The sequence below is a fragment of the Nostoc spongiaeforme FACHB-130 genome (assembly GCF_014698475.1).
GTDB lineage: Bacteria > Cyanobacteriota > Cyanobacteriia > Cyanobacteriales > Nostocaceae > Nostoc_B > Nostoc_B spongiaeforme.
This window is the reverse complement of record NZ_JACJTB010000059.1, coordinates 13656-37870: the sequence shown is the minus strand read 5'-3', so window position 1 is coordinate 37870 and position 24215 is coordinate 13656. Positions and strand designations below refer to the sequence as shown.

Here is a 24215-nt window from a genome sequence, read left to right as displayed (position 1 = left end):
AATAGTAATATTCCTGACCAACCTACGAATACGAAGCGATCGCGCTTTAACCAGTCGTCTAGTACGTCAAACCACCCTCTTCTACTTGGGGCGCGTCCAACTGCGATGGTCATCGGACTAAAATCCTCTTTTTACTAAAAATTTCAACGCTCTTGAGGAATAAACGTTTTTTTGACAATTCCAGCAGCCTTGAAGCGGCTGATTTTCTGAGAGGTTGCCTTCTAAGTAAGTTGACATTTCTCAGGGTTATGCCATTACACGTACCATTGGCTAGTAACCTAGCTTGTGGTAACTTAATGATCCTTAACTTATCACATTAGTTCGGTTTTTTGCCTGAAGTACACAGGGAAATCTGGTATTGATCACAAAGCTATTAAATAATATGAATATCAGAAATTTTACAATCTGACACAACTTTTCTCAGAAATATCACAATTAGTTAAAGGGAGTTGGGAGTTGGGAGTCGTGAGTGGGGAGACAAGGAAGGGGTGGAAATGAGAGAGAATAACTAATGGCAAGGGAAAAATCACCCTTGACCCTTGACCCTTGACCATTCACAAAGTAGTTCCATGACCGTATCAACAACAATTAACCAAGGCGATTCTAATGGCGATCGCGCTTCTTCGGGCGTGTTACATCAAAAAGTTCTCGGTTCTCGTCGGTTGAGTAACTACTGGTGGGCAACTGTTGTAACTTTAGGAGCCACAGGCTTTTTGTTAGCTGGTATATCAAGTTATTTGCAAGTCAATTTGCTATTAGTCACCGATCCGACTCAATTAGTGTTCGTACCCCAAGGTTTAGTTATGGGCTTGTATGGCTCTGCTGGTGTACTTTTAGCTTTATTCCTGTGGCTGATGATTTTATTAGATGTGGGCGGTGGTTACAACGAGTTTAACCACGAAAATGACACCGTTAAAATCTTTCGCTGGGGGTTCCCTGGCAAAAACCGCCGCATTGAAATTTCTGCCCGCATTCGTGATGTCCAATCTGTAAGATTAGACATTAAAGAAGGTTTAAATCCTAAGCGTGCAGTTTACCTCAGAATTAAGGGACGGCGCGATGTTCCTTTAACGAGAGTCGGTCAACCCCTGTCTTTGACAGAAATAGAAACCAAAGGCGCAGAATTAGCCCGCTTTTTACAAGTCCCCTTGGAAGGACTGTAATTAAGTAAAAAGTAGAAAGGCAAAAGTTAAAAGAAAATAATCCAGGACTGACGCACCAAGATTGTCTATGAAGATTGGGTGTAATGGTTTGTGGCGTAAGGGTTTTAGATACATACACACGCCACTTGGCTCAAGTCGGGAAACCCGCCCACGCCAGTGGCTCCCCTATACCCCTGCACCCGCGCCAAAACCTTTGATTTTTCGTTTTTATGCGTAAGTCCTATAATCTTTTGACTTTTTACCTTTACCTTTTAACTTTATTCGCTTGAGAGGCTAAGATACTCTGGTTGAGTCAGTACCTGAAAATGCGGTTAAAAGTTACAAAATTTTTAGTTACCTTTTTGATGGTCGCTGCTTTAATGTTGGGAGGATGTTCTACACAGCAAGTTAGCTCTAGCACCTCTTCTCCAACAGGAACAGCTACCGAAACTAGTAATACAACAAATACTGAAGCAACGCCTGTACCTGAAACAACAAGTGAGAGTATTCCCGGAATGAGTAATTTACCAAGGCTTGAAGGTAAAGCTACTGTAGTGATGACGGTGAAAGGTTCACCCATCACTATCGAAGTAGATGGTACAAATGCGCCGATTACCGCAGGTAATTTTGTCGATTTAGTCCAAAAAGGTGTGTACGATGGGTTGGCATTCCATCGAGTAGTACGTGATCCGCAGCCGTTTGTTGTTCAAGGCGGTGATCCCCAAGGGAAAGACCCGAAATTTCCAGCAGGTAGACTGGGTACAGGCGGTTATATTGACCCCAAAACTGGCAATGAACGCTATATACCTTTAGAAATCAAACCCAAGGGTGAAGCTGCCCCAATTTACAGTAAAACCTTTGAAATGGCGGGTGTGACTACAGCACCAGAATTAACCCATAAACAAGGTGCGATCGCAATGGCGCGATCGCAAATGCCAGATTCAGCTTCTTCGCAGTTTTATTTTGCTTTAGCTGATTTGGGTTTCTTGGATGGTAACTACGCTGTATTTGGCTATGTCACCCAAGGCTTTGATGTCGTCAACAAAATTCAACAAGGCGATCGCATTGATTCCGCGAAAGTTACCCAAGGTGCAGAAAACCTGAAAGTTCCTCAATGAAGAGTGCTGAGTGCTGAGTGCTGAGTAAGAAAAAGAGTACTCAGTACTCAGTAAAGTAAAGAACTTGCAATACTTCAGATCCCCGACTTCTCAAAGAAGTCGGGGATCTTGTTCTCTCCCACTCCCCATTCCCAACTCCCTAATTTCTGAAACTACCTTGGCATTTCAGCAAGTTTAATAGTATATAATGATAGATTGTGTCGAATCGTCAAATTAAAGCCAGCAAATGCCTAAACTAAAAACCCGTAAAGCAGCCGCAAAACGGTTCCGCGCTACTGGTAGCGGTAAAATCGTCCGCCGCAAAGCGTTCAAAAACCACTTGTTAGAACACAAAACCACTAACAAAAAACGTAAATTTTCCAAAATGGCAATCGTCAACGAGCGCGACGAAGAAAACGTACGCTTGATGCTTCCTTATTTGTAGAGTAAATTTTTTAGGAATTAGAACATGACACGGGTAAAACGCGGTAACGTAGCTCGTAAACGCCGCAATAAAATTCTCAAATTAGCTAAAGGTTTTCGCGGTTCACACTCAACTCTGTTTAGAACTGCTAACCAGCAAGTAATGAAGGCACTACGTAGTGCCTACCGCGATCGCAAAAAACGCAAGCGTGATTTCCGCCGTCTGTGGATTACTCGGATTAACGCGGCTTCTAGACAACATGGTTTAAGTTACAGTCAGTTGATTGGCAACTTGAAAAAAGCTGATATCCAACTCAACCGCAAGATGTTGGCACAGTTGGCAGTTTTAGATCCTACCAGCTTCGGCAAAATTGCTGAATTAGCAGCCAGTCAAGCGAAATAAAGGTGGTAACGGATGAATAACCTTTGAAGGATGAAGTATGAAGTATGAAGGTTGAAACTTACCCCCAAAATCAATCAAGGGGTTTGCACAAAGTTGGCTCGTTGCTGAAAAAATTAATCAAGCAACAAGTCTGTTTTTCATCCTTTATCCTTTATCCTTTATCCTTGAATCGGTTATATCTGGGGTTATTTACCGGAATTTTGGTGATTTTCTGCTGTTTATTGTTCGCCACAGGTTTACCTGCATCTGCCGCAGAAATGCCAGAAATTCAACGGCGGGGCTATTTTAAAATTGCCGTTAAAGATAATTTGCCTCCCTTGGGATTTAGGGATGCTAACGGCAATCTTCAAGGTTTAGAAATTGATTTGGCGCAACGTTTAGCCGCCGATTTGCTAGGGAAAGCCGAGGCGGTGAAACTACAGCCTGTAGCAAATCGCGATCGCTTATCTGTAGTCTTAAAGCATCAAGTTGATTTTGCTATTGCCAGAGTCACGGCTACTGAGTCACGTTCCCGGTTAGTTAGTTTCAGTGTGCCTTATTATTTGGATGGCACATACTTGATTACAAAAGATACTTCTGTAAAAGAAATTCAAGATTTAGCTAACCGTAAAATAGCTGTACTCAACAATTCTGATGCGATCGCTCAAGTACGTTATTATCTCCCCAAGGCTGAGTTAGTGGGAGTTAATTCTTACCAAGAAGGGCAAGAAAAGTTAGAAAATAATACAGCCACAGCCTTCGCCGCCGATGCAAGTGTTCTGAGTGGTTGGATCAAACAATCTCCCCAATATCGACTGCTACCAACCAAACTATCGACAGCACCTTTATCTGTGGTGATGCCCAAGGGTGTACAATATGACGAACTGCGACGTAATGTAAATGAAGCGATCGCCCGTTACACAGTTAAAGGTTGGCTAAAGCAACGCGCCCAATATTGGGGATTACCATAAAAGAGATATTGTACTTTTGCCTTTTAACTTTCAACTTTTAGCTTCTCTAAGATTGATAATAGATAGAGAAAGTAGTTTTAATATTTGTCTTAGCAGGCGATGGATAATAATCTAGCTGTTGTTTACCTCTCGATTGTGGTGGCAATTCTGACATTCGCGGTTGTGAGTGTTTTTCGGCAAATTCTCAAAACTCGCAGGTTGGAAAGTGCATTTTCCAAACTGCGAAAAAAATTGGAGAAAGAAAAAGGTACAACTCAGGAATATTACGAGTTAGCCTGTATCTATTCTGAGAAAAAATTGTACATTCAGGCGATCGCGCTATTTCAAAAAGCTCTCAAAGCAGCTGAAGAAGAAGGCGAAGAAGCAATTGCTCCTATTTACAATGGGCTTGGTTATGCTTACTTTGCTCAAGAACAATATGACTTGGCAATTCGCCAATACAAAGAAGCTTTGAAAATTAAACCTGATTATGTAGTGGCTTTAAATAACATCGGTCACGCCTATGAGCGCAAAAAATTAAATACTCAGGCGCTACAAAGTTACGAAGAAGCACTTAAATTAGCTCCTAATAATTCCACCGCAAAACGTCGAGCTGAATCTTTACGTCGGTTGGTTTCTGCATAGTTCAGGATTTGTGTATACAGATGGGTGAAGATTGGGTTTAGAGGTGTCAAAAGTTATTTTCCAAGTAGTTCGTTGTGTTTATCGGCACTTACAGATCCCCCCAACTCCCCTTAAAAAAGGGGGCTAAAAGTCTCTTAAAGTCCTCCTTTTTAAGGGGGATTTTAGGGGGATATAAAATGTTTGGCTACCAACAACAGAGCTTTTAAAACATCATCTTAGCCAAATCCTTTTTATATAAGACTAATATTTTTACCTACACAAGTACATTCGGAAATAAAACCGGATTCCTATTATTCATACTGAGAAATGAATAAATAGAAGTTCTTGGTTTGCTAGTTACAGATGATGAAGAAACTGCGGTTTGCTGTTTTAGCCATTAATATTATTATCTGCCTGAGTATATTTTTTGGAATAATAAGTAAAGTCTCTGCTCAACAACCGCAGATTTTGCACCCTCTAACGCCGTTAACAGAAACAGAAATTACCACAGCCGTGGAGGTGGTTAAAAAAGCAAAATCGTTAAGCGACACGGCTATTTTTTCGATTGTGGCTTTAAAAGAACCGGATAAACAGGAAGTTTTAAATTTTACACCCAATCAAGAATTTCAACGGCAAGCTTTTTTAGTAGTATACGAGCGCCTACAAAACAAAACTTACGAAGGTGTTGTTGATTTAAAAAAGCAATCGCTGAGTTCTTGGCAAGAAATAGCTAATGCTCAACCAGCTTTAAGTTATACAGAGTGTGCGTTAACATCTCAAATTATTAAAGCTGATGAACGATGGCAAAAAGCCATGCAAAGAAGGGGAATTAAAGATTTTGATGATGTTAAAGTTAGTTGTTGGGCGGCGGGAATCTTAAGTAAACAGGAAGAATCTACAGGCGATCGCTTGGTGCGTGGATTATCTTATTATCGAGGCGATAACTGGAATTATTACGGTAGTCCCATTGAAGGTGTACTAGCAACAGTTAATTTAAATAGAGGTGAAGTTGTCAGTCTAATAGATAGAGGCATCGTACCATTCTCCAAAGAAAAGTGGGACTATGATCTGAAGTCTTTGGGTAAATTACTCACACCACCAAAACCGTTAAAATTTTTTCAGCCTTATGGTAAAACTTTCCAAATTAATGGTAACGAAATTAGTTGGCAAGGTTGGAAATTTCGCTATTTAATGCACCCGCGTGACGGTTTGGTATTGTATTTAGTAAATTACCAAGATGGGGAAAATCTTCGACCAGTTTTATATCGTGGTAGCCTATCAGAAATGGTAGTACCTTATGGTGATCCTGATCCTACTTGGTCATTTCGTAATGCTTTTGATGTTGGTGAATATAACTTTGGTGTGTTAGCGAATGCGCTGGAGTTGGGTAAAGATATCCCCAGCAACGGAGTTTTATTAGATGCGATATTTGCCAACGAACAAGGCGAACCTGTGACAATGCCACGAGTTGTTGGTATTTATGAGCGTGATAATGGTATCCTCTGGAAACATTATGGATATGATACTCAGCGTAATGATGTCCGCCGCAATCGGGAGTTAGTGTTAACTATAACGGCGACAATTGACAATTATGATTACAGCCTCAATTGGATTTTTCACCAAGATGGTACTTTAGAAGTTCAAAACGAATTAAGCGGAATTGTTCTAGCCCAAGGGACAAATTTAGAAACAGAATCTTTTGATAATTCCTATGGGCGGTTATTAGCTAAAAATATTTTTGGCGTAAACCATCAACACTTTTTTAATTACCGCCTAGATATGGATGTAGACGGACAGGCAAATTCTGTCACGGAGATGAATGTTAACTCTGTACCAATTAGTGGTAAAAATCCTATAGGAAATGCGATTGCAGTCGAAAACACAGAATTAACAACAGAAAAAGTCGCCGTCCGTGACGTTGATACCAAACATAGCCGAGAATGGATGATTAGCAGCACCGATAAAAAGAATACTCTCGGTGTGGGAACTGCATATATGTTAATGCCAACTGGAAACACCATATTTTTCCCAACTGAAGGTGCAGAAATTCGCAAACGAGCCGAATTTGCTACACATCATTTTTGGGTAACAAAATATAAACCAGATGAAATTTATGCAGGGGGTAATTATCCTAATCAAAGCCAACCACAAGATGGTTTACCACAATATATTACTGACGATGAATCATTAACAAATGAAGACATCGTAGTTTGGTACACAATGGGAATGACACACGTACCCCGTCCTGAAGATTGGCCTGTAATGCCTGTTCATCGTGTTGGTTTTAAGTTATTTCCACGCGGTTTCTTTAGCCGTAATCCTGTGATTAATTTGCCTGAATAACTAATCAGATACCCGCAGATACCCGACTTCTTTAAGAAGTCGAGTATCTAATTCTTCTCGAATGAGATGAAAGATATGAATTAATACATTTTTATTTTTATACGTCTTGACTACGCAATAGTCGTAAATGACCATCGGAAGCAATTTTTTCAAAACAAGAATCCATTTCTATAAAAAGCTCCCAATACTCTTTATGGCATCTTTCTACTAACATATTCATAAATAAATTTTCTAATTGATTGTTACGCTTGCCTTTCCAAAGTGTATCGCTTAAGGCAACACATATCTCTTCAAAAGAACATTCCATTGTTTGCCATTGAGCATGAGAACGACAGCAAAGCGCCAGATTTGAATCAACTCCATTGTTGATGAGTAACGTCTCACCATCAGCTTCGTGATTATTACCTTTAGCTGTCAATTCTTCTGGATGAATAATTTTACCTGCATCATGAAACACTACACCCAAACGCACAAAACTTTCATCAAACTGCACCTGTAATTCATGTAATTTTGAGATGAGTAAATCAGCCGCTTCGCCAACTAATTTAACGTGAAGTATCAGTTTTGGTAAAGCTCCCAGTTCTTCTAGAAACTGATAAGCTTCATTGACTGTTTGAAAGGTTTTGCTTTGATGATTCATGTAAAATTACTCATCAGTATTATTAAATAGGTATAAGGACTAAGTTAAATTTAACTTGAGATTGGCGGGTTTCGACACTTCGACAGGCTCAGTGCATCGCTTCGCTCAACCCTCTTTTAGTGCAAGATTTGAAATGATGTAATATCAAATACTCTGGTTCTTTAAAGATAGTGATCGCATTTCTCATACCAAAATATATATAGAAATATTAAGAATACTTGCCCAGAGTTTATGAATAAATATTAAATAACAGCTTTATCTTGCTAACAAGATTTGCATAAGACTAAGAATTATTTCCTTAAACAATATATATGTTGTTTAACTTAAAAGCTAAAATCTAATCATCACAAAGGTTTCAGCGATTCTGACACCAATCAACTAGTAAATAGTCCTATTTCTTCCACGCTACAAGTTTTGGGACAATCAAAGACTAATAATTTCGCAATCATAGTCCACCTCTGATTTTGTTCACAAGGGAGAACGCCTGATGAAATTGGCTTACTGGATGTATGCAGGCCCAGCCCACATTGGCACTTTGCGAATCGCTAGTTCGTTTAAAAACGTCCATGCGATTATGCACGCCCCCCTCGGAGATGATTATTTTAACGTTATGCGTTCCATGCTCTCACGGGAGCGAGATTTTACCCCAGTGACAGCCAGTGTTGTAGACCGTCACGTATTAGCACGCGGTTCGCAAGAGAAGGTGGTTGACAATATTACCCGCAAAGATGCAGAGGAACACCCTGATTTGATTGTGTTAACTCCCACTTGCACCTCTAGCATTTTGCAAGAAGACTTACAAAACTTTGTCGAACGGGCGCAGCTAGAAGCGAAAGGCGATGTCATGTTAGCGGATGTGAATCATTATCGCGTCAATGAATTGCAAGCAGGCGATCGCACCTTACATCAAATCGTGCAGTTTTATATCGAAAAAGCCCGCAAAAAAGGCGAACTACCTACAACCAAAACCGAAAAGCCATCAGTTAACATCATTGGTATTTCTACCCTGGGGTTTCACAACAACCATGACTGTACAGAATTGAAAAAACTCATGGGTGATTTGGGAATTGAGGTAAACGCCGTCATTCCCGAAGGAGCTTCAGTTCATGAATTAAAGAATTTACCCAAGGCTTGGTTTAACTTGGTTCCTTACCGGGAACTTGGTTTAATGACAGCTAATTACCTACAAGCAGAATTCGGAACACCTTGCGTAGATATTACCCCGATGGGTGTGGTAGAAACTGCCCGTTGTATCCGCAAAATTCAACAGGTAATTAACGCACAAGGCGCGAATGTTGACTATGAAGAATATATCAACGAGCAAACCTTGTATGTTTCCCAAGCGGCTTGGTTCTCCCGTTCCATTGACTGTCAGAATTTGACTGGTAAAAAAGCTGTAGTATTTGGCGACAATACCCACGCCGCCGCCCTTACCAAAATTCTCTCACGAGAAATGGGGATTCATGTAGTTTGGGCAGGAACTTACTGCAAATATGATGCTGACTGGTTCCGCGAACAGGTAAGCGAATATTGCGACGAAGTACTGATTACTGATGATCATGGCGCAATTGGGGATGCGATCGCTCGTGTCGAACCCTCAGCCATTTTCGGTACACAAATGGAACGCCACGTCGGGAAACGCTTAGATATTCCTTGCGGTGTAATTGCTGCACCAATTCACGTCCAAAACTTTCCCATTGGTTACAAACCATTTTTAGGTTACGAAGGTACAAATCAAATCACAGATTTAATCTACAATTCCTTTACTTTAGGAATGGAAGACCATTTATTAGAAATATTTGGTGGACACGATACTAAAGAAGTAATTACGAAAGGAATTTCCGCCGAATCTGATTTAAATTGGACAAAAGATGGTTTAGCAGAATTAAATAAAATACCAGGATTTGTGCGCGGTAAAGTCAAGCGAAATACTGAGAAATTTGCCCGCGATCGCGGTTTCAAAGATATCAGTGCTGAGGTTCTATACGCTGCCAAAGAAGCTGTCGGAGCTTAGTAAATATTAGGGTGGGTTTCCTCACCCTAAATTACTAATTTGGTGATTGTACTAATCGGGCTATATCTTCGCCAAGCCTGGTAAAATCATTGGCGTTAAGAGTTAATAACACATCCACATTGGCTTTAATAGCAGCTTGAGCAATTAAAGCATCGTAAATTCCCCCACCAGGAAGATTTAAACTTACCATCCTAGCTACTGTGTCTTGATAATCTTCAGTAGTGAGAACAATTTTGTGAAATTTAGCGAGATTTTCTTGGACTAGTCTTTGCGCTAGTTCTGGTTTAATTTTTGGTTTTTGAGGAAGGCGAGTTAGTATGGCATAAAGTTCAGCTAGAGTATGATTTGAAACAAAACCTTCTATCTGCTCTGCCTGAACACGCTGTAACCACGGTAAAGCTATTGAGTAATGGGGATGCTCTGCCACAATTGCAGCAACAAGCACAGAAGTATCAAATAATATTTTCACCAAGATGTAAATTTTTGAATTCGTTCTTCTCTTAAATCATGAACAGCATTTTCCCAGTTGTTTAGGTTTTGAGTATGTACTACTAAGACACCTTCAACATATTCTGTAAAACATTCTTCTTCTACTTGTTCATTTTGTGATTCTGTGAGTTCTTTGTAATTTACCTTTCTCCATTCCAAAAACTCAACAAAATTTAGAACCTCCTGTAATTTATTTTCAGGTAATTGCTCTAGTTTGCCTACAATTTTTTCTTTAAGAGAATCCATCTTTAATTTCACTATCTTTACTTAAAATTTTAACTCAGCATTAGCGTTGAGAGTTTATTCATATCTCTTAATTTATTAGTTATTTTTATTACATTTTCCTAACAAGTAATTTTATGACTAGCTAATGTGCTTCTCTACAGCTTGACACAGCAAGCTTTTTCCTCTATTCGCGCAAGCTGTTACCTGATGCTTGCGGATGAATACTGATAAATAAAATTTAACTCTCATCAATTATTACAATACAAGCTTATTAGTAGAGCGATCCCGCTAAGGAAAATAGCTCACCTACTGATTAACAGTTGTATTTACAATAACGAGGTATAAAAAATTATCTAAAAAACTTGGTAGTTGCCGATCAAAAAAATCGGGGTAGGCATGATAAGGTTTAAATCCTATTGTTTCTTTTCGCGCTTCTCATCATGTATCTACACTATCTAGAAACCAAACACCTTGAAGAATTAGTCAAGGGCAGTAGTATAGATTTACACCTAGCGCAACTAAATTTTAAGTCTCTCCAAGGTGCGATCGCCTACGAATACCTGTTAATTTCCGAACTCCTCCCGCGCACAAACACAGGCATGGTAAAAAGCGGCTGGTTACAGCGTTACAGCCATATTACCGCAGGCGGTTGGTGGTGTGGGGGACTAGATCCGCTAAATAATTGGCAACCAATGGAATGGGGATGTTTTAAGCCAAATCAACCCCGCATCAAGGATAATGGCAAACCCATCAAATATGAACATCCTCCCAGTACACCCACCAGAGTATTTTATTTGCGGGTGACGTTGGAAATCTGGCAAGAAACTGCACAGCGTTACAATCTCGGCTTACCTGAGAATATCAGCGTTGATGCTAACGGCGAAGCGATGGGTTTTTGGCAATGGGTGATGGAACAGAACATACCCGTGATTATTTGCGAAGGTGCGAAGAAGGCGGCTGCACTGTTATCGCAAGGGTATGCTGCGATCGCAGTTCCGGGAATTACTAGCGGTTATCGAGTCCTCAAAGATGGATTTGGTAAAGTCACCCGTCGTCAACTCATTCCTGATTTAGCGTTGTTTGCAACGGCAAAACGCCACATATATATATGTTTTGATTTTGAAACTCAACCTAAGACTATAGCAGCAGTGAATAATGCGATCGCGCAACTTGGTTGCTTATTTCAAGAAAAAAATTGCTTAGTTAAAGTTATCGAATTACCAGGGCCAGAAAAAGGTGTTGATGAATTAATCGTTGCAAAAAATAGTATTGCTTTCGATAAAGTTTATCGCCAAAGTGTTGATTTAGAAATTTACCTCGCACACACCAAACCACATACAGAATTAACTATTCCGACTGCACTCATCATCAACCGTCCTTATTTAGGTGAGATAGCCTTTCCCAACTCAGGCTTAGTCGGAGTTAAATCAGCCAAAGGCACAGGTAAAACTACAGCTTTACAAAATATTGTCCAACAAGCCAAAACCAAAAACCAGCCCATCTTATTAATTACCCACAGAATTCAACTGGGAAAATTCTTATGTGACAAAATTGGGATTCAATGGGGTTTAAACAATAATAATAATTTATTCTCCTACTTTGACAGTCAAACTACTGAATCTCTTGGTTTATGTATTGATTCTATTTGGAAAATCAATGCAGATAAATGGCAAGGCGGCATAGTTATCTTAGATGAAGTTGAGCAATTGTTATGGCATTTATTAAATAGCGATACTTGTAAAAATAAACGTGTCAAAATCTTAAAAAATTTCCAAAAATTAATCGCTACAGTTTTGCAAACTGGTGGTTTAATCATTGCCCAAGATGCTGATTTATCAGATGTATCTTTAGAATATCTGCAAGGTTTATCTGAAATTAAAATTACACCTTGGTTACTTGTCAACCAATGGCAACCTGCACGCGGTTGGGATATAACTTTTTATGATTCACCCAACCCCACACCTTTAATTCATCAACTAGAATTAGATTTACTCGCAGGGCGTAAATGCTACGTCACTACCGATAGTCGTTCTGGACGCTATAGCTGTGAAACTATTGAAAATTACCTCAAAGAACGGTTAGAAAAATTACGCTATCAATTTCCTAAAAGTTTAGTAATTAGTAGCCGAACCACAAATACACCTGACCATCCAGCCGTTGAATTTGTTGGAAAGATTAATCAAAAAATTGGTGAGTACGATACGATTTTTGTTACTCCCAGTCTAGGAACTGGTATTAGTATTGATGTCCAACATTTTGATAGAGTTTACGGCATCTTCCAAGGCGTAATTCCTGATTCGGAAGCACGACAAGCTTTAGCCAGAGTTAGAGATAATGTCCCTCGGATTGTTTGGTGTGCTAAACGAGGAATTGGTTTAATTGGTAGTGGTAGTACCAACTATCGTTTATTATCTGATTGGTATCAAGCCAATCAACAAGAAAATTTAGCTTTACTTAATCCACTGCATAAAATAGATGTAGATTTGCCTTTAGTATATGACCCAATTCATTTACGAACTTGGGCAAAATTATCTGCAAGAGTTAATGCTTCTATCCGTCTTTATCGTCAGTCGATGCAAGATGGATTAACAACTGACGGACATCAAATTTGGCTGCGGAGTAATGCAGTTCACAATAATATTATCCGAGATTTACGTTTAGCCTTTTTAGCAACTGACTCTAGTGATTTAGCAACACGCAAGCGATTAATTTTAGAAATTGTCAAAGTCCAAAGAGATTGGACAGATAAGCGGCAAAAAGCGAAAGATATTAAACGGCAAATGAAAGACATAAAGCTCAAAAATCAATTAGCTACTGCCAAAATTATTGCCGACGCTCCAGATATAAATTATGTAGAATATCAACAGTTATCATCTAAAAATTCTCTCACAGATTTAGAGCGTCATCAAATACATAAATATACGCTCAAACAAAAATATGGTGTAGAGGTTACACCAGAACTCAAATTAAAAGATGACCAAGGTTATTACTCCCAATTATTAATTCACTATTATTTAACCCATGAAAGTGATTATTTTCATGTTAGAGACCAACATGAATGGCAACAGCAACTACTGTTAGGCGAAGGTAAGGTTTTCTTACCAGATATTAAGACTTATACTGTCAAAGTTGAAGCAATGAAAGCTTTAGGAATGCTAGAATTTCTTGAACCAAACAGGATTTTTATTGAAAATGACCCTGATTTACTGTGGTTGCAAGATGTTGTTTATCAGCACAGTCAACATATCAAACGTGTTTTAGGCATTAACCTAGTTAGGGAAGAAGCAATAACTTCTCAGATCAAAATACTCAGCAAGTTACTTAAGTTATTGGGATTAAAGTTAAAAACTGTTAATGAAGGTTATCAAATAGACCCAGTAACTTTTGATGATGGCAGAGATAAAATATTTACTGCTTGGTATAAACGCGATGAATTGATGTTAGCTAATTTTAAAGGTGTACAATTGGAAATAAAGGATTTTTCTAATTGGAAATTTGAGCCTGTTAAGCAGCAGTCTGTATTAGCAACTTTATCAACAAGATGAATTATCCAAGGCTATGACTGCATTTTGACCACCGAAGCCAAAACTAAAACACAAGATATTTTGAATTGAGTTTTGTTGGGCAGTCATGACAAAATTTAAATCAAATTCTGGTTGCTGCAAGCCGACACAAGGCGGTAAAACTTGCTGCTGCAAAGCTTTTAAAGAAAAAGCAATTCCTAAAGCACCAGAAGCGCCTAAAGTGTGTCCTGTTGCGCCTTTGGTGGAACTGACTGCTACCGTTTTAGGAAATAACTGTTGGATGATTTTGCTTTCAATTCGGTCATTTAATTGTGTAGCTGTACCGTGGGCGTGAATGTAATTTATATCATTTGATGTGAGATGACTGCGTTCTAGACATTGTTTAATTGCAGCGATCGCACTTGTTCCACTTGGCTCTGGTTGGTTGGTATGATAAGCATCGGCGGTCAAACCAAAGCCCAAAATTTCACCATAAACTCTCGCTTGGCGTTGCTTGGCTAACTCTGCTGATTCTAAAACCAACAACGCCCCACCTTCACCCAAAACTAAACCTTCGCGCTGCACATCAAAAGGATAAGCGCCAGTCTTGGCTAAAGCATTCATCTGCTGAAAGCCGCAAATAGTTAGCGGTGTAATTGGTGCTTCGACTGCGCCAGCAATTACTCGTTCACATTGTCCAGTTTGAATTAACAAAGCAGCTTGGGAAATCGCCCAAATCCCCGTAGCACAAGCCGCCATCGGTGCAGAAACTATCCCAGTAGCCCCAATTTGTCTAGCAGCTGCGATCGCATTCATCTGGGGTAAAATATCTAACCAATCTTCTAATGCGTAATTGCTATCTTTGCCATTCATCCCTCTAGCCAGCGATTCCCACGCACCTTGATAACTACGACTCGAACCAATAACTACAGCACAGTCAGGTAGTGGAGGACTCAACCCAGCATCTTGTAACGCAGAAGCAACAACCATCTGAGTCAGCATTTGTAACTCAGATGGTTGTTTACCAATTAAAGCGAGAGGAACTGATTCAAGTTCTGCAAACGGTTGCTGATATTGAATTCCTGACTTACCTGCTAACAAATTTTGCCAGCTATCCTCCAAGCTTGTGCCTACAGCAGAGATTAAACCAGTACCAGTGACAACAACTTTAACCAATTTTCTAAGTCAGAAGCGGGATGAGGACAGTATAAAGTGTGAAGTCTGAAGTCTGAAGTTTGAAGTAATACATTTTTGAACAAGATAACCCAGAGGTTAAGACTTAGGCATAAAAATGCAAAATCTGGGGTGTAAGAGTACAGGGGTGTAGATGTTCAAAACCCTTATACCCCTACACCCTCACACCCTTTCACCCAATCTCCACAGACAATCTTTGTGCGTAAGTTATATACTTCTATCGGCTAATATCTGGGTCTAAAACGATATACGAACCAGACTCATCAACGTGATAAGTCCAAGACTGACGACGCACTCGCACAATTACTTCCCAACCTTCGATGGGGTCAAATTGTTGGGTGCAGACTTCGCCAAAGTTGAACACGCAACGATTACTAAAAGTTTTGCGCGTAGCTTGAGTAATTCTGACATCATTCACATCTTCACCAGAACGCCGCGCCGCATCTCTTAATATTCTATCTGCGATCGCTCTGGGTAATTCATAGTTGTTATCTGAACCAGAATTACTAATATCTGGATCTAAAACGATTTGAGAACCAGATTCATTACTGTGATAAGTCCAAGACTGACGACGCACTTGCACAATTACTTCCCAACCATTGATGGGGTCAAATTGTTGGGTGCAGACTTCGCCAAAGTTAAACACACAACGGTTACTAAAGGTTTTGCGGGTGGCTTGAGTAATTCTTAAATCATTCACATCTTCACCAGAACGCCGTGCCGCATCTCTTAATATATTGTTGGCGATCGCTCTTGGTAATTGATAACTGTTATCTGAATTTGAGTTGTCAATTTGCGGATCTAAAACAATCCGTGAACCAGATTCATCAACATGATAAGTCCAAGATTGTCTCTCAACTCTGACAATGACTTCCCAACCTTCAATGGGGTTATATTCTCTAGTACAAACTTCGCCAAAATTGAACTCACAAGGATTACCAAAGGTTTTACGGGTAGCTTGAGTAATTCGTAAATTGTTAATGCTGACACCAGAACGACGGGAAGCATCTTGTAAAATATTGTTGGCGATCGCTCTTGGTAATTGATAACTGTTATCTGAACCTGAGTTGATACTCTTCGGATCTAAAACAACTTGAGAACCAGACTCATTGCTGTGGTAAATCCAAGACTGTTCCTCAACGCTGACAATTACTTCCCACCCTTGAATCGGGTTATATTCCCTAGTACAAACTTCACCAAAATTAAATATGCAGGGATTCCCAAAAGTTTTGCGCGTAGCTTGAGTAATTCTCACTTGATTAGTCGATACTCTAGCACGCCGAGCCGCATCACGAATGATGATATTTGCAACTCCCCTTGGTAAGCGATTGGTACGATTCCGAAAATGGTCTGGTAAGCGTTGCGAAAGTTGTACCGACTCACCAAGCGGCGCAGCTTCCGCCACATAATTACCCACCAATCCCTGTCCAAAAGATAGCAAGCTAGTTAAAGCCAGAGTCAAAGCAACACCTCTGGGAAACTGACTGGCGCTATTGATTATGGGAAATAACTTTATATTTGATTTCATACCGTCATACCTGCGTAAGTAAAAATACTATTTTCAAAAGTCAAACATCGAAAGGTTGGACTTTTGCGTAGCTATTGTAAGTGGGTTGACGGATGACAAAGGTTGATTGTTGCTGATGTTGCTTGGTAATCTTCTGGTGCGCTTTATTTTCTCCACAAGGAAGTTAAATTCTAAGTATCATTCAAGGTGCAAAAAGACTTATCTCAATGTTATTGTTGACTCTGCTTGTTGTAAAAAGTACATTAACAATCTTTCCATCTTCAGCTAAGGCGGAAGGAAATTTAATAGAAGGAAGTCTTATAATTAGTGACACAAAACTCTAAAACAGGCGCAGCATTCATCGCTGGAGGAAGCCTAGCAGGTGCGGGTATTTCCGCGACAGTTGGCGGAATGGGATTAGCTGGCGGATTTGGTGCAGTTGGAATTGGAACTGCGCCTGTTATTGGTGCTGGTGCTGTGGCTGGTGCGGCTGTTTATGGTGCTTTCAAGGCTGTAGCTGCGGGAGATGCGGCGGCTTTTGGTGCGATTGGAATTGGTGCTGTTGGTGGTGCTGGCTTTTCTAGTGTTGTTGGTGGTATGGGAATAGTTGCACCTAAAGTCGGTTTGGCGTTGGGTATTGGAACTGTACCAATGGTTGGTGTTGGAGCAGTTTTAGGAATGGCGGCTTATGGTTTTGCTAAGTTATTAGATGAATCTGAGGTTAAGGAAACTCCTGCACAACTTTTTGAACGGATGGAAGAAAAAGTTTTGCAGATGGATGACTATAATGCGGCTGTTATAGAGTTAGGTTTATTTTTGTCTGGTGAGGATCTCAACCGAAAATTTGCGGCTTTAGAGGTTGAGGAGGAGTTACAGAGGCTTAAGGCTGAATTTGCTACTGCAAAGACTGAACCCGAAACTGTAACTTCCAATCTTCAGCTTCCTGAAACTTGGAAATGTGTCAAAACTCTCAAGGGACATTTAGGAAGAATAAATGCGATCGCTATCACTCCTGATGGTAATACTTTAGTTAGTGGCAGTGATGATCGACAAATCAATCTCTGGAATCTGCAAACAGGAAAATGGCTTTATACTTTCTCTGGTCAAGCAGAGGCGGTTCTATCTCTTGCTATTAGTCCTGATGGAAAACAAATTGCTAGTGGCTGTGTTGACCGCAAAATTAGTACTTGGCAACTAGATAAACAACAATTTTTGCGGACATTTTTTTACTTAAACTCTCCCTACAGTCATCATGGCTTTGTTAACTCAGTTGTATATAGTTCTGATGGCAGATTTCTTGCTAGTGGCAGTGCTGATAAAAATATCAGAATTTGGGGAGGTTATACAGGCAATTTAAAACTGACTTTAAATGGACATACCGACGCGGTTTTATCTGTTGCTATTAGTTCTGATAGTAAAGTTTTAGCTAGTGGGAGTACAGATAAAACTATTCGGATTTGGGACTGTACAACCTGGAAACAGTTAGATATTTTCACAGAACATTCGGCTGCTGTAAATACTTTATTGATCACCCCTGATGGTTGTACTTTAATTAGTGGTAGTACAGATACTACTATCAAACTCTGGAATCTTCATACAAGAAAATTAGTTCAAACTTTGACTGGACATTCAGAAGCAGTTTTATCTCTAGCTGTGAGTGCTGATGGACAAATTCTAGCTAGTAGTACTCGCAAAACTGTCAAACTCTGGCATATCCCAACGGGGAATTTATTACAAACTCTACCTGGTTTTAGTCCTGTCGCCTTTACGCCTGATAGTCAAATGTTAGTCAGAGGTGGTAACGGCGGTACTATCAAAATTTGGAGTCTGCAAGGTCTAAATGAGTTGACTGGCAATTCTTTATCGTCTCAGGAATGGTGGGAAGTTTTAGGTGTAGATGTTGATGCTCAACCTCAAGATGTCAAGTTTGCTTACCTGCGATTAGCTAGACAATATCATCCTGATGTGAACAATTCTGCAAATGCTCAAGCATCGATGCAAGTCATAAATCAGGCTTATCAAAAATTTCAAGCGCAACGGAAGCTGAGATGAAGGTGCGATCGCTCTTACACTTCAAAAATATTAATTATTTTTTACACTACTTAAAAGTGTGATAAAAAAGTTACTGTAATGCTTAAAAAATGTTGAATATTTTATGATTAACGTCAGCGAAGCTCTAGAACCTCTTGCAGCTTGGTTCCGTTCTTTGGGAATACCCCAACCGATTGTGGAATGGGGACATCCTGTGATGATGGGAATTGTTGTGGTAGTGATGGGTAGCTATGTTGCATGGACTGGTTGGCGGGGAAGGCTGGCGCAGGATAAAGATGAGTCTTTTAACAACCGGATGAGTCATCGTCTCCTAGCACCTTGGATGTTTTTCTTTTTAGCTGCGGGTTATCCTGGTGGAGTTTTATCTTTAGTGATGCAGCGTCACCCAATTTTTGAAAGTCCCCATTTTTGGACAGGTTCGCTTGTACTAATACTTTTATTAATTAATAGTTTACTGACGTTAGGTGGCTTTGGTGGTGATAAACCGACTTTACGTACTACTCATGCCTATTTAGGTAGCGGAATTTTGGGGCTGTTGGTTATTCATGGTGTGTTGGGGTTGATTTAATTGGTTGAGAATGGGTGTAGGTGTTCAAAATCCTGACACTTTATACCTTAATTTTTCACATCATTGCATCAATTCTATTAGTTTAGATACACGAAGCCCGCATTTGCGGGCTTTGTTTGTATGAATCTAATAAACTATACTTCACCAAAAGCATCAATATTTGAGTGCTGCCAGTTGAGAGTTTGAATTGTCTTATGCTTCAGACGAGTGGTGTGATTATTTGCCTTGGTTATATTTTTGGGTTGTTGTTTACAGCAGTTCCTTGGGGTGGGGTATGGGTTTTAATTTTGGCGATAGTAGGGGCAATTTTTTTGCGAAAGCGCACCACACAGCCCCAACCCAAAGAAAGCATTGTCAGCAAGAGTAAAGCTACACCCAATATTTGGCAATCATTCCCTCATCCGCGAGCTTGGTTAGTTGCTGGTTTGGTAGGATTGTTAGCAACCTTTTATTTTCAATTGCGATCGCCTCAACCCAGTGTCAAAGATATTAGTCAATTTGTCCCCGCCGATAATGTAGCAAATCAAGAACAACTATTTATTGTGCGCGGTGAAGTAGAAACTAGCCCTCGCTTAACTCGCAGTCAACGGGGACAATTTTGGTTAGCAGCGACTCAGTTAGATGAAATTAAAAATGGCAATGGCCCAGCCAGTGTCCCAAAAGGAGTTACAGGCAAATTGTATGTGACTTTACCACTGCTGCAAGCAACTGGCTTACATCCTGGGCAAGAAATTGCTGTCACAGGGATTTTATATAAACCAAAAGCCGCTTCTAATCCTGGTGCATTTGACTTTCAAAAATATCTCAAACAAGAAGGATCATTTGCTGGTTTGATTGGAAGGCAAATCAATATTATCAATGATGAGAATACATGGGGATGGTGGCAAGTTCGAGAGCAAATTTTAAAATCACTAGTTGAAAGTTTAGGCATTCCCGCAGGAACGCTGGTGAGTGCAATGGTTTTGGGTAGCAAAGCGGTTGATTTGCCTTATGATATTCGGGATTTATTTGTCAAAGCGGGAATGGCTCATGCTTTGGCTGCATCTGGGTTTCAGACTTCGTTAATTTTGGGTGTAATCTTACAGCTAACAAAACGCACAAATAAAGCAATTCAATTTACACTCGGTTTTTTGGGTTTAATGATTTTTCTCGGTTTATCAGGATTTCAACCTGCGGTATTACGAGCCGTCATTATGGGTAGTGCGGCGTTAGTTGGGTTGTTATTAGATAGAAAAGTCAAACAATTTGGTTCGCTCTTATTAGCTGCAACCTTATTATTATTATTTAATCCTTTGTGGATTTGGGATTTAGGTTTTCAATTGAGTTTTTTAGCCACATTAGGATTAATTGTGACTGTCCCAGCAATCACAGAAAAACTGAATTGGCTACCACCTGCGATCGCATCTTTAATTGCTGTACCTGTAGCTGCAACAATTTGGACTTTACCTGTCCAACTTGCGGTGTTTGGCGTAGTTCCTGCTTATAGTTTATTACTGAATATGATTACTACGCCATTTATTTCAGTGATTAGTATTGGTGGTATTATCAGTGCGATCGCTGCATTAGCATCATCTAATCTTGGTAGTATTCTGGCTGGCGTACTGCAATATCCTAGTGATTGGCTAATTCAGTTAGTCGAATTTTTTAGTAACTTGCCCGGAAACTCATTAGTAGTGGGGAGTATTTCAACTTGGCAAATGTTAGGCGTTTATGCGTTGATTCTTTTAGTTTGCTTAGTTAAATGGTGGCAAAAACGCTGGTGGTTTGCTGGGTTAATGATATTTGGCTTAGTACTTGTTCCCGCTTGGCATTCAGCAAATACATTATTTCGGATTACTGTCTTAGAAGCTGGTACAGAACCAGTTGTTGTCATTCAAGATAAAGGCAATGTCACCTTAATTAACAGTGGTGATGAAGGTACTGGACGTTACACAATTGTACCATTTTTGCAACAGCAAGGCGTGAATAAAATTGACTGGGCGATCGCTAGTGATTTTGATAATAACGATAACAATGCGTGGTTAGAAGTAGTACAAACCATTCCCATCAAAAATTTCTACAAATATGCTCTTAAGCCAGAGACTAACCCCACAAATCAAGAAATTCAACAAGAAATTCAAAAGCATCAAGGTATTTATCAAACTGTTGTTCCAGGACAACAAGTAGTTACAGGTTTAACAGTTGCTCAATTAATTAAAGAGAAATTACCTGTTTTATATTTACAAATTCAAAATCAAACTTGGTTACTAGTAGGTGATGTAGAGCCTCAAGAAATAGAAAGATTAGCTAAATCTGGCAGTTTACCTAGTCCTCAAGTATTATGGTGTACGCCTGAAGCTTTGAAAGATTTAATTAAATTGTTTCAGCCAAAAGTAGCTATTGCTACCTCTACTAACCTTGAGCCAAAAATTATGACTGAACTCAGCAAAAACACCACCCAAGTATTTTTAACAGGACGTGATGGTGCAATTCAATGGACACCTAATAATCAGTTTGAATCATTTATTCAAGAAACAGAAAATAAATCATCTGTTTTATAGACAGGAAATACACGCAAATATTTTCTGTGGAGACTGGGTTTAGGAGTTATGGGGTGCAAGGTGTAAATATACCCCGCTTACTGAACGACTTGTACCGAGCAAAGTTGAGGTAAGTCAAAGTAAAACCTCTCCTTAACCCTTGATTTTGCGTTTTTATGCGGAAGTTTTAATATTTTTCATCAACTTCTAGACACCCGATTTCTGCAAAAGTTGGGTGTCTAAACTATTTCTATTTTTGCAGTATTTATGATGATGTTAAAAAAATGCAACAAAGTTATAAGAGAAATAGTATCGGTTCAAAATACATCCTAAACTAGTTGAAAAAATATTAAGTATATGCAAAAGCACCGCTTAGGGAAAGTAGTGGTTTTCTTTGGCAACTTTCCTTTGACTATTCGTGTACCCGCAGCACCACGGAATGAGCAGTTAAATTTTTTGCGCGATCGCATAATTTTTCATGCCAACAATCTTGTAGAACATGGGTTATGGGAAGAACCACTGAGTGATTGTGAACTGGAGAGAATTATGGCAGATGTGGAAATTGAGCCAGTATTTTTTCCTCGGCTTTGTGATGTTGTAGCTTATCCTGGGCAGATATTGGGAAAACTATTCAGACATTAAAGAAAAACCCAGAATCAAAAATTAATAGACATATTGCCAAAATCTTGATTTACAAGCTTTTCCTTGCGCTCATAGGTAAACCAAAAAATTCGGCGTTTCTGATGGAGGGGATGAATTTTGTTTCGCGCATTCGCCGCTAGGCGTTCCGCTTGCGTTAGGCGCAAAGGTGCGAAAAATCAGTCTTTCATTTTCCTTCGACATCTCAATTCATCCCGCATTTATGCAACACCAAAAATTCAATTCTGAATTCTGAATTCTGAATTCTGACTCCTGACTTCTAATTCTGCTAAAGCCACCGCACCCCACAGTGGTGCATCATCACCCAAAGCCGCCGGAAGAATTTCAAAATCTATTTCTGGTAATGCTGTTTCACGGGCTGTTTTTTGTACAGTATTCCACCAAATTTCTCCTGCTTTGGTCACACTACCTCCTAAAATAAACCTTTGTGGGTTAATTAAATTCGCTACATTTCCAATACCCATACCCAAAGCCCAAGCGCCACTTTGCAAAATAATAATTGCGAACTCATCACCTTGCGCCGCAGCTTCACTCACTATCTTTCCAGTAATTAAGTCGAGATTATTATTGACCAATTTTCTGCAAAATCTTCCCCTGTCTCCTCGAAGTTTAGCTGGTTCTTTCAATAGATATTCTCTAGCATCTTGAGCCATATAAGGGCCTGATGCTAGTCTTTCTACACATCCTCGTTTACCACATAAACACACTGGCCCCGCATGATCAACTACTATATGTCCAATTTCACCAGCCATACCTGCATTACCACGCCAAGGTTTACCATTAAGTATCCAACCACCGCCAACACCAGTGCTGATGGTGATATAAAACAAGCTATCGTATCCTTGACCAGCACCAAAGCGATGTTCACCCAAAGCTGCAACATTAGCATCATTATCTACACTTGCAGGTACACCAAATTCATTCTCTAGCAATTGTTTGAGAGGTAGATTTTCCCAGCCAGGAACATGATGCGAAAGTCTGACTGTTCCTGTAGTAAAGTCTACAGGGCCACCAAAGCTAACACCAATAGCTGCGGGCGTTTCACCTTGGAGTAAATTATGGATGAGCGATCGCATAATTTCTAAATCAGTGGTAGCATTAGCACCTGTGGGTGAGAGACGACGTTCATAACGCAACCATTGACGCGAACCAAGTTGAGTTACGGCTGCGGCTAACTTAGTACCACCAAAATCAAGAGCTAAAATTAATGTCATTTGTTTGAATAAGCTAAATGCGATCGCTTCTTCAGCTTACTAGTACAACAAGGCAAAAGTAAAAAGTCAAGAGGGACGAAGTTTTCCACCAATATTCATCACCCAGTCATACTGAATTCTGACTCCTGATTTCTGAATTCTTCTTCATAAACACATTTATGATATTGTCTAAAGATATTGGCAATATCCACCTATAGATATGCTCAATCGGTAATTTTAGCTATTTTTGATACACTGAACAGGTTTATTTACAAATAATTAATTTTTAAAATAGAGATGTGAATTTTCACATCTCTATTATTTGATTTGATTTAACGATTTTTTGTCTCTAAATCTCTCAAGCGCACTTCATTTTCCCGCTTACCAGTTCTGAGTGAATCTTCGTAATTTCTGGTAGCTTGTGAATGTTGACGTTCTTTAATAGCGTAGTAAGGTTTACTAGGTTCAGTTCTGCTTATTGTGCGGTCTTTAGCAGTGTAATAAGGCGGTGCTGTTTCTACCTTATGGTTTTTTGCAGAATAATAGCCATCAGCCAACACAGAATTACTCGGTAAGCTAATCAAAATCACAAAAGCAACGAGGATAAATACTGCAATTTTGCTAATTAACTGACAAAAAAAACTTTGAATGTTTAGCATGAAAAAATTCTCCTATGTCTGAAACAAATGC

At 39.6% G+C, this 24215-nt stretch carries 20 protein-coding genes and 1 pseudogene; 13 read left to right on the top strand and 8 right to left on the bottom strand.

What is annotated here, in order from left to right:
• A pseudogene (locus tag H6G74_RS27725) lies at positions 1 to 113 on the bottom strand (photosystem II D2 protein (photosystem q(a) protein)); the annotation flags it as partial.
• 456 nt (positions 114 to 569) lie between these two features.
• On the opposite strand from H6G74_RS27725, the gene H6G74_RS27720 reads away from it, so the two are divergent.
• From H6G74_RS27720 to H6G74_RS27690, 7 genes are all read left to right on the top strand, one after another.
• A complete protein-coding gene (locus H6G74_RS27720) occupies positions 570 to 1163 on the top strand; it encodes a photosystem I assembly protein Ycf4 (RefSeq protein WP_190970755.1) in 594 nt (197 codons plus the stop codon).
• A 305-nt stretch (positions 1164 to 1468) separates the two neighbouring features.
• Complete coding sequence (locus H6G74_RS27715) at positions 1469 to 2260, top strand: peptidylprolyl isomerase (RefSeq protein ID WP_190970753.1); 792 nt, start codon at positions 1469 to 1471, stop codon at positions 2258 to 2260.
• Positions 2261 to 2486: 226 nt separating this feature from the next.
• Complete coding sequence (gene rpmI / locus H6G74_RS27710) at positions 2487 to 2684, top strand: 50S ribosomal protein L35 (protein WP_062289269.1); 198 nt, start codon at positions 2487 to 2489, stop codon at positions 2682 to 2684.
• A gap of 24 nt (positions 2685 to 2708) precedes the next feature.
• Positions 2709 to 3065, top strand: a complete 357-nt coding sequence (gene rplT / locus H6G74_RS27705) for a 50S ribosomal protein L20 (RefSeq protein ID WP_190970751.1) — start codon at positions 2709 to 2711, stop codon at positions 3063 to 3065.
• A 44-nt stretch (positions 3066 to 3109) separates the two neighbouring features.
• The gene (locus tag H6G74_RS27700; RefSeq protein WP_190970749.1) at positions 3110 to 4015 is read left to right on the top strand and encodes a transporter substrate-binding domain-containing protein; all 906 of its coding nucleotides are present in this window, start codon (positions 3110 to 3112) and stop codon (positions 4013 to 4015) included.
• 99 nt (positions 4016 to 4114) lie between these two features.
• Complete coding sequence (locus H6G74_RS27695; RefSeq protein WP_190970747.1) at positions 4115 to 4639, top strand: tetratricopeptide repeat protein; 525 nt, start codon at positions 4115 to 4117, stop codon at positions 4637 to 4639.
• 342 nt (positions 4640 to 4981) lie between these two features.
• The gene (locus H6G74_RS27690) at positions 4982 to 6961 is read left to right on the top strand and encodes a primary-amine oxidase (protein WP_190970745.1); all 1980 of its coding nucleotides are present in this window, start codon (positions 4982 to 4984) and stop codon (positions 6959 to 6961) included.
• Between the two features lie 97 nt (positions 6962 to 7058).
• On the opposite strand, the gene H6G74_RS27685 is transcribed toward H6G74_RS27690, so the two are convergent.
• Entirely contained in the window at positions 7059 to 7601 is a 543-nt protein-coding gene (locus tag H6G74_RS27685) for an HD domain-containing protein (RefSeq protein WP_190970743.1), read from the bottom strand.
• A 487-nt stretch (positions 7602 to 8088) separates the two neighbouring features.
• Between H6G74_RS27685 and bchB the strand changes: the two genes are divergently transcribed.
• On the top strand, positions 8089 to 9615 hold the full coding sequence (gene bchB / locus H6G74_RS27680; protein WP_190970741.1) for a ferredoxin:protochlorophyllide reductase (ATP-dependent) subunit B: 1527 nt from the start codon (positions 8089 to 8091) through the stop codon (positions 9613 to 9615).
• A 34-nt stretch (positions 9616 to 9649) separates the two neighbouring features.
• Here bchB and H6G74_RS27675 read toward each other — a convergent pair whose 3' ends face one another.
• Positions 9650 to 10084, bottom strand: a complete 435-nt coding sequence (locus H6G74_RS27675; protein ID WP_190970740.1) for a type II toxin-antitoxin system VapC family toxin — start codon at positions 10082 to 10084, stop codon at positions 9650 to 9652.
• Positions 10081 to 10350 (bottom strand): DUF2281 domain-containing protein, encoded by a 270-nt coding sequence (locus H6G74_RS27670; protein ID WP_190970739.1) that lies wholly within the window; start codon positions 10348 to 10350, stop codon positions 10081 to 10083. The genes H6G74_RS27675 and H6G74_RS27670 overlap by 4 nt, the downstream gene beginning before the upstream one ends.
• A gap of 419 nt (positions 10351 to 10769) precedes the next feature.
• Here H6G74_RS27670 and H6G74_RS27665 point away from each other — a divergent pair, with 419 nt between their 5' ends.
• A complete protein-coding gene (locus H6G74_RS27665) occupies positions 10770 to 13874 on the top strand; it encodes a plasmid replication protein, CyRepA1 family (RefSeq protein WP_190970738.1) in 3105 nt (1034 codons plus the stop codon).
• Here the strand turns inward: H6G74_RS27665 and H6G74_RS27660 are convergent.
• Positions 13863 to 15008: a beta-ketoacyl-ACP synthase gene (locus H6G74_RS27660; RefSeq protein WP_190970737.1), complete on the bottom strand. Its 1146-nt coding sequence runs from the start codon at positions 15006 to 15008 to the stop codon at positions 13863 to 13865. The genes H6G74_RS27665 and H6G74_RS27660 overlap by 12 nt on opposite strands.
• Before the next feature lie 235 nt (positions 15009 to 15243).
• Entirely contained in the window at positions 15244 to 16554 is a 1311-nt protein-coding gene (locus H6G74_RS27655) for a hypothetical protein (protein WP_190970735.1), read from the bottom strand.
• Positions 16555 to 16860: 306 nt separating this feature from the next.
• On the opposite strand from H6G74_RS27655, the gene H6G74_RS27650 reads away from it, so the two are divergent.
• The 4 genes from H6G74_RS27650 to H6G74_RS27635 all read left to right on the top strand — a co-directional run bounded on the left by H6G74_RS27650 (position 16861) and on the right by H6G74_RS27635 (position 22314).
• Complete coding sequence (locus tag H6G74_RS27650) at positions 16861 to 18585, top strand: DnaJ domain-containing protein (RefSeq protein WP_190970733.1); 1725 nt, start codon at positions 16861 to 16863, stop codon at positions 18583 to 18585.
• Between the two features lie 103 nt (positions 18586 to 18688).
• The gene (locus tag H6G74_RS27645) at positions 18689 to 19153 is read left to right on the top strand and encodes a DUF4079 domain-containing protein (RefSeq protein WP_062289290.1); all 465 of its coding nucleotides are present in this window, start codon (positions 18689 to 18691) and stop codon (positions 19151 to 19153) included.
• Positions 19154 to 19347: 194 nt separating this feature from the next.
• Entirely contained in the window at positions 19348 to 21693 is a 2346-nt protein-coding gene (locus tag H6G74_RS27640) for a ComEC/Rec2 family competence protein (RefSeq protein ID WP_190970731.1), read from the top strand.
• A gap of 336 nt (positions 21694 to 22029) precedes the next feature.
• Entirely contained in the window at positions 22030 to 22314 is a 285-nt protein-coding gene (locus tag H6G74_RS27635; protein ID WP_190970729.1) for a hypothetical protein, read from the top strand.
• A gap of 236 nt (positions 22315 to 22550) precedes the next feature.
• On the opposite strand, the gene H6G74_RS27630 is transcribed toward H6G74_RS27635, so the two are convergent.
• Both H6G74_RS27630 and H6G74_RS27625 read right to left on the bottom strand, forming a co-directional pair.
• Positions 22551 to 23546, bottom strand: coding sequence for an ROK family protein (locus H6G74_RS27630; protein WP_190970727.1), 996 nt, complete (start codon positions 23544 to 23546; stop codon positions 22551 to 22553).
• A gap of 311 nt (positions 23547 to 23857) precedes the next feature.
• A complete protein-coding gene (locus H6G74_RS27625; RefSeq protein ID WP_190970725.1) occupies positions 23858 to 24184 on the bottom strand; it encodes a hypothetical protein in 327 nt (108 codons plus the stop codon).
• Positions 24185 to 24215: the final 31 nt, after the last annotated feature.

What these genes read in the sequence shown, in the direction of transcription:
- H6G74_RS27720 (WP_190970755.1), top strand. Translation starts at nt 570, where the DNA reads ATGACCGTATCAACAACAATTAACCAAGGCGATTCTAATGGCGATCGC.
- H6G74_RS27715 (WP_190970753.1), top strand. Translation starts at nt 1,469, where the DNA reads ATGCGGTTAAAAGTTACAAAATTTTTAGTTACCTTTTTGATGGTCGCT.
- rpmI (WP_062289269.1), top strand. Translation starts at nt 2,487, where the DNA reads ATGCCTAAACTAAAAACCCGTAAAGCAGCCGCAAAACGGTTCCGCGCT.
- rplT (WP_190970751.1), top strand. Translation starts at nt 2,709, where the DNA reads ATGACACGGGTAAAACGCGGTAACGTAGCTCGTAAACGCCGCAATAAA.
- H6G74_RS27700 (WP_190970749.1), top strand. Translation starts at nt 3,110, where the DNA reads ATGAAGGTTGAAACTTACCCCCAAAATCAATCAAGGGGTTTGCACAAA.
- H6G74_RS27695 (WP_190970747.1), top strand. Translation starts at nt 4,115, where the DNA reads ATGGATAATAATCTAGCTGTTGTTTACCTCTCGATTGTGGTGGCAATT.
- H6G74_RS27690 (WP_190970745.1), top strand. Translation starts at nt 4,982, where the DNA reads ATGATGAAGAAACTGCGGTTTGCTGTTTTAGCCATTAATATTATTATC.
- H6G74_RS27685 (WP_190970743.1), bottom strand. Translation starts at nt 7,601, where the DNA reads ATGAATCATCAAAGCAAAACCTTTCAAACAGTCAATGAAGCTTATCAG.
- bchB (WP_190970741.1), top strand. Translation starts at nt 8,089, where the DNA reads ATGAAATTGGCTTACTGGATGTATGCAGGCCCAGCCCACATTGGCACT.
- H6G74_RS27670 (WP_190970739.1), bottom strand. Translation starts at nt 10,350, where the DNA reads ATGGATTCTCTTAAAGAAAAAATTGTAGGCAAACTAGAGCAATTACCT.
- H6G74_RS27665 (WP_190970738.1), top strand. Translation starts at nt 10,770, where the DNA reads ATGTATCTACACTATCTAGAAACCAAACACCTTGAAGAATTAGTCAAG.
- H6G74_RS27655 (WP_190970735.1), bottom strand. Translation starts at nt 16,554, where the DNA reads ATGAAATCAAATATAAAGTTATTTCCCATAATCAATAGCGCCAGTCAG.
- H6G74_RS27645 (WP_062289290.1), top strand. Translation starts at nt 18,689, where the DNA reads ATGATTAACGTCAGCGAAGCTCTAGAACCTCTTGCAGCTTGGTTCCGT.
- H6G74_RS27640 (WP_190970731.1), top strand. Translation starts at nt 19,348, where the DNA reads ATGCTTCAGACGAGTGGTGTGATTATTTGCCTTGGTTATATTTTTGGG.
- H6G74_RS27635 (WP_190970729.1), top strand. Translation starts at nt 22,030, where the DNA reads ATGCAAAAGCACCGCTTAGGGAAAGTAGTGGTTTTCTTTGGCAACTTT.
- H6G74_RS27630 (WP_190970727.1), bottom strand. Translation starts at nt 23,546, where the DNA reads ATGACATTAATTTTAGCTCTTGATTTTGGTGGTACTAAGTTAGCCGCA.
- H6G74_RS27625 (WP_190970725.1), bottom strand. Translation starts at nt 24,184, where the DNA reads ATGCTAAACATTCAAAGTTTTTTTTGTCAGTTAATTAGCAAAATTGCA.